Here is a 4,707-nt window from a genome sequence, read left to right on the forward strand (position 1 = left end):
TGCCCGTAGCCCTGCTGCCCGTAGCCCTGCTGCGCACCACCCTGAGGCGGGTAGGGCTCGTTCCCGGGGCCCGAGCCGTATGGGTCGTTCGGGAAGCCTTCCCCCGATGGGGTACCTCCGGTAGTCATGGCATCTCCAGATCTCGACTATTCGGCGTGAAGAGAATTTTTCACGGCGTGTCTACGAACCTAGTCCTGTGAGCCGGGATTTGGGAGTGCCAATTCGTGCAGGCGGCTGGTGGACGGACGCCGAGGGCCCCGTCGACTGTATCGACGAGGCCCTCGGCCGGACTGCGGTGCGGTGTTGTCAGATGTTGGCGTCGATCTCGACGGCCTGTGCGACTCCGGAGATCGTGGCCGCGATCTTCACGGCCTCCCAGGCCTGCTCCTTGGTGATGCCCTCCTTGCGGATGACGTCATCGTGGGCGGCGGTGCAGTTCTCGCACCCGTTGATAGTGGACACGGCCATCGACCACAGTTCGAAGTCGGCCTTCTCCACGCCCGGGTTGGCGATGATGTTCATCCGCAGCCCCATCCGGACCTGGGTGTAGTCCTCGCCCAGGAACTCCTTGGCGCGATAGGACACGTTGTTCATCGCCATGACCGACGCAGCGCCCAGGGCGGAGTTGAACGCCTCGTCCGACAGGTGCTGACGCGCCTCGTCCGCGATTTCGGACAGGACGGTCGCGGACCGGGTCGCGGCCGCGGTCGCCAGGAACGTGCCCCAGAGCTGTTGCTCCGTCAGCTCGGTGGACCGCGCGAGCGACCCGAGGTTCAGCTTGAGATCCTTGGCGAACTCGGGGAGTCCGGACTTCAGGTTCTCAATGCTCACTTGATGCCCTCCTGCAGCATGTCCATCTTGTCGATGTTCTTGGTCGGGTCGTTCTTCTGCCAGTTGCAGGCGCAGACCTCGGACGACTGGAGAGCGTCGAGCACGCGGAGGACCTCGTCGACGTTGCGACCGACGGCGTCCGGGGTCACGGAGACGAACTGGATGACGTTGTCCGGGTCAACGATGAACGTCGCGCGGTCGGCCACACCCCCGGCGTTCTCCACACCGAGCTCACGGATGAGCTCGTGCTTGATGTCCGACAGGAGGGGGAACGGCACGGACTTGAGCTCGTTGTTGGTGGCGCGCCAGTTGAAGTGGGCGAACTCGTTGTCGATCGACCCACCGAGGATCTGCGTGTCGCGGTCCTGGAAATCCTCGTCGAGCTTGCCGAACGCGGCGATCTCCGTGGGGCAGACGAACGTGAAGTCCTTGGGGTAGAAGAAGATCACGCGCCACTTGCCGGCGTAGGACTGGTTGGTGATGGTCTCGAAGTAGTCCTCGGGCTGCTGGGCGTTGACCTCCTTGAGGTCGCCCCCCTTGAGCGCGGTGAGCTCGAAATCGGGGAACTGGTCACCGATGGTCAGGATTGCCATGTGGTCTCCTCAGGAAGGGGGCTGTCGGTCTGTCGGGGCTGACTATGCCCGACCCTCAGTGACAGGTAAAGCCTAATGAGGCATAGATCACCCATAGGGGTGTACTAATAATCATCGCCAAGTGGCTATGAGTGGGCCTACACTGATCGATATGGCCGATCAAAGGTTCGTTCCGAGCGTCACGCAGCTCAGGGTGTTCCTCGCCGTGGCGGAGCGGCTCCACTTCCGCAGCGCAGCCGAAGAGCTGCACATGAGTCAGCCCTCGCTCTCCCAGGCGCTGGCGACCCTCGAGGACGGGCTGGGCCTCCACCTGGTGGAGCGGAGTACCCGGACCGTCCTCGTCACGCCGGCCGGACATCAACTCCTGCCCTATGCGCGCGCCGCGGTGTCCGCGATGGATGCGGTCGCGGACGTCGCCACAGGAAGCGGTGGACCGCTGGCAGGAGCGCTCCGGATCGGCGTGATTCCCACGGCGGCTCCCTATCTGCTCCCCGGGCTCCTGCCCGCACTGTCCCGGCACTTTCCCGCGTTGCGGCCCCAGATAGTCGAGGACCAGACGGCTCGTCTGGTGGACGGGTTGCGTACAGGGGCGATCGACCTGGCGATCATGGCTGTCCCGACGAACGCGGCCGGTGTCCACTCCACCCCCCTGTACAACGAGCCCTTCGCGCTCCTCGTCCCGGCGGGGCACGCTCTCGCCGGCCGGGTGGACCTCCCCCTGGAGACGCTGGTCGACCTCCCGCTGTTGCTGCTCGACGAGGGCCACTGTCTCCGCGATCAGGCCGTGGACCTGTGCAGGAGCGTGTCGGCGCCCGTCCTGGGCAGGAGCGAATCCCGCGCCGCCTCGTTGGCGACCGCCGTGCGGTGCGTCGCGGGCGGCCTCGGCGTGACCCTCGTCCCGGAGTCCGCCGTGCGGCCGGAGACCAGGGATCCCGATATCGGTGTGGCGCGGTTCTCCGCCCCGACTCCCGGCCGGACGATGGGCATGGTGCTGCGGACTGCGACGGCGGGAGGGGACGCCTACGCCGAGTTCGGCCGGATCGTCACGGAGGTCGCGGAGGAACTGTTCGGCGCGACGCCGGTGTGACCCGCGCTCAGCCGGCGGGGTGGTGACCAGGCGAGCCGTGCGTCTGAAGCGCATCGACGGCGACGACATACCTGGCCCTCAGGGACTGGGTACGTCGGATCCATCGACGCTGGAAGGCGACGAAGACGGAACGCCCCTCGGCGGTGTCGACCGGGATCGGATCGAGTCCCCAGGCGGAGAGATCGTAGGGGGACGCCCGCATATCCACCTCGCGGGCGTCGAACGCCGCCGACAGGGTGTCGAGCAGGAGTTCGCCCGGGGCTCCGGCCTCCATGGCCGCGACATGCGCGTACAGATCCATTCCGGCGTGCAGACACCCGGGCTGTTCGTCCCGGACCTGACCCTCTCTGGTGAGGGATGCCTGATTGAGGGGTACCGCGGCATCGGTGAAGAACCGGTACGCGTCGAAGTGGGTGCACTGGAGCCTGGAGGCGCGGACCACCGTGTCGACGGTCCGGTGGGGCAGTCGCAGCGGAACCCGCCCGTGACGGTGGTCGACATCGTTCGCGCCGTACACCATGGCCCACTCGTGGAGACCGAAGCACCCGGTGTAGCCGGATCGTGCTGCGGTGGCCTCGACGACCCGGCGGTCCCGATCGATCCTGGCTCCGCAGCGGGAGAGGACGGATAAGGGGTCCACGACCAGTCCCGTCCTGCCTCGATGGGAGTCCCGCTCGTAGTGTCGCCACTCGGCCCGGTCGGTCAGGTGGGCGTTCTCGAGGAGCATCCCGGGCCCGGGATGCCACCGGCGCGCCGTGGCCACGCTCGTGCGGTAGTAGGTGAAGAGGAAATCCACGACGGGGTGGGACTCTCCGCGTCGTCGACGCTCGAGGTGATCCCGCGTCATCCCGTCGACCGCGGTGGCGTGCCGACGCTCCCGCTCCTTCCAGAACTGCTCGGGAACGACGACCACGGTGGTGCGGCCGTCCACGGGGCTCACGATCGACGCTTCTTCTTGGGCCGGTGCACGCGGGACTGAGACGGGCGTCGGGATCGCGAGGGCGGGGCGGGGTCCCTCCGCCTCATCGGCGGGGCGATCTCGGGACCGAAGAGCGCGGTCAGCGAGGTCGAGGCGACACCGCCGTCCGGGGCCACCAGTTCGACGGCCATTCCGACCTCGCGAGCCTGGGCGCTGATCCGGGCGACCTCGGATGGACGGACGATGGCGGCCACCACCCCGGCGGCGGAGTCTCCACGACCGGTCCGGCCCGACCGGTGGACCAGGTCCTGGATCGAATGGGGGGGGCCGACGTGGATGACGTGGCCGACACCGTCCAGATCGAGGCCACGGCCGGCGAGGTCCGTGGTCACCAGCACCCGCACGGTCCCCGAGGCGAGGTCGGCGAAGGCGCCTGCGCGCCGGGTGGGGGACGCCGACCCCGCCACCCCGGCCGCCGTGACGCCCGTCGCCGCGATCGCGGAGCGTAGCGGCTCCACGGCGTCGCGTCGTGACACGAAGAACAGTGCCCGGCGGCAGCGAGCAGCGAGGGTGATCGCGACGCTCTCGGGATCCGGCGTGGACACCACGATGAGGCGGCGTGGGGCCTCCGCCGCGGCGGAGGAGGGTGCCGACGCCGTGTCGACGGGGGCGTCGACCCGGTGGATGCGCAGGCCGCGCCGACGGGCCCGGAGCTGGTCCTCGACCTCGGTGTCGGCTGTCGCCGTGGTCGACAGGAGGACGGCCTCACGACAGCCGTCGAGGAGGATGGCGGTCTGCTCCCCGAAGGACAGGCCCAGCAGGTGGTCCGCCTCGTCGAGCACGATGACCCGGACGTCCGCCGTGGAGACGGTCCCGGTGCGGATCAGATCCACGAGCCGGCCGGGGGTGCCCACGGCCACGTCGACGGGCGCGACGAGGGTCCGGCGGTCCTTTGCGATCGGCTGGCCGCCGACGAACGTCGCCACGCGGAGCCCGGCTCCCGCTCCGACCTCCGCGAGCACCTCCGCGTTCTGCACGGCGAGCTCACGGGTGGGTGCGACGACGATCGCCCGAGGCCGCCCGGGGACGCTCGGGGAGCCGGAGAGCCGGTGCACCACCGCGACGGCGAACACGAGTGTCTTCCCCGACCCCGTCGGAGCCACGGCCAGGAGATCTCGGCCGGCGACCGCGTCTGCGAGCGCGGCCGACTGGATGGCACTCGCGGGACCGTCGACGACGGTGGAGACCGCGTGCCGTATCGGGACCGCGACGCCGAG

Annotated in this window: 5 protein-coding genes; 1 reads left to right on the plus strand and 4 read right to left on the minus strand. The window is 69.0% G+C overall.

The features are described 5' to 3' along the window. Positions 1-306: 306 nt before the first annotated feature. Together B4M60_RS13415 and B4M60_RS13420 are read right to left on the minus strand one after the other, a co-directional pair. On the minus strand, positions 307-831 hold the full coding sequence (locus B4M60_RS13415) for a carboxymuconolactone decarboxylase family protein (protein WP_291084957.1): 525 nt from the start codon (positions 829-831) through the stop codon (positions 307-309). Beyond that, positions 828-1,424 carry a peroxiredoxin gene (locus tag B4M60_RS13420; RefSeq protein WP_291084960.1) on the minus strand — a complete coding sequence of 199 codons (597 nt, stop codon included), beginning with the start codon at positions 1,422-1,424 and terminating at the stop codon, positions 828-830. Before B4M60_RS13420 ends, B4M60_RS13415 begins: the two co-directional genes overlap by 4 nt. A gap of 151 nt (positions 1,425-1,575) precedes the next feature. Here B4M60_RS13420 and B4M60_RS13425 point away from each other — a divergent pair, with 151 nt between their 5' ends. After that, positions 1,576-2,511 (plus strand): hydrogen peroxide-inducible genes activator, encoded by a 936-nt coding sequence (locus B4M60_RS13425; RefSeq protein WP_291084963.1) that lies wholly within the window; start codon positions 1,576-1,578, stop codon positions 2,509-2,511. Positions 2,512-2,518: 7 nt separating this feature from the next. Here B4M60_RS13425 and B4M60_RS13430 read toward each other — a convergent pair whose 3' ends face one another. Then, positions 2,519-3,451: a hypothetical protein gene (locus tag B4M60_RS13430; protein ID WP_291084966.1), complete on the minus strand. Its 933-nt coding sequence runs from the start codon at positions 3,449-3,451 to the stop codon at positions 2,519-2,521. Next, positions 3,448-4,707: DEAD/DEAH box helicase (locus B4M60_RS13435; protein WP_291084969.1), on the minus strand; the 1,260-nt coding region annotated here is incomplete at its 5' end. The genes B4M60_RS13430 and B4M60_RS13435, both read right to left, overlap by 4 nt.

Source organism: Dietzia sp. UBA5065 (assembly GCA_002415925.1).
In the GTDB taxonomy this organism is placed as follows: Bacteria; Actinomycetota; Actinomycetes; order Mycobacteriales; family Mycobacteriaceae; genus Dietzia.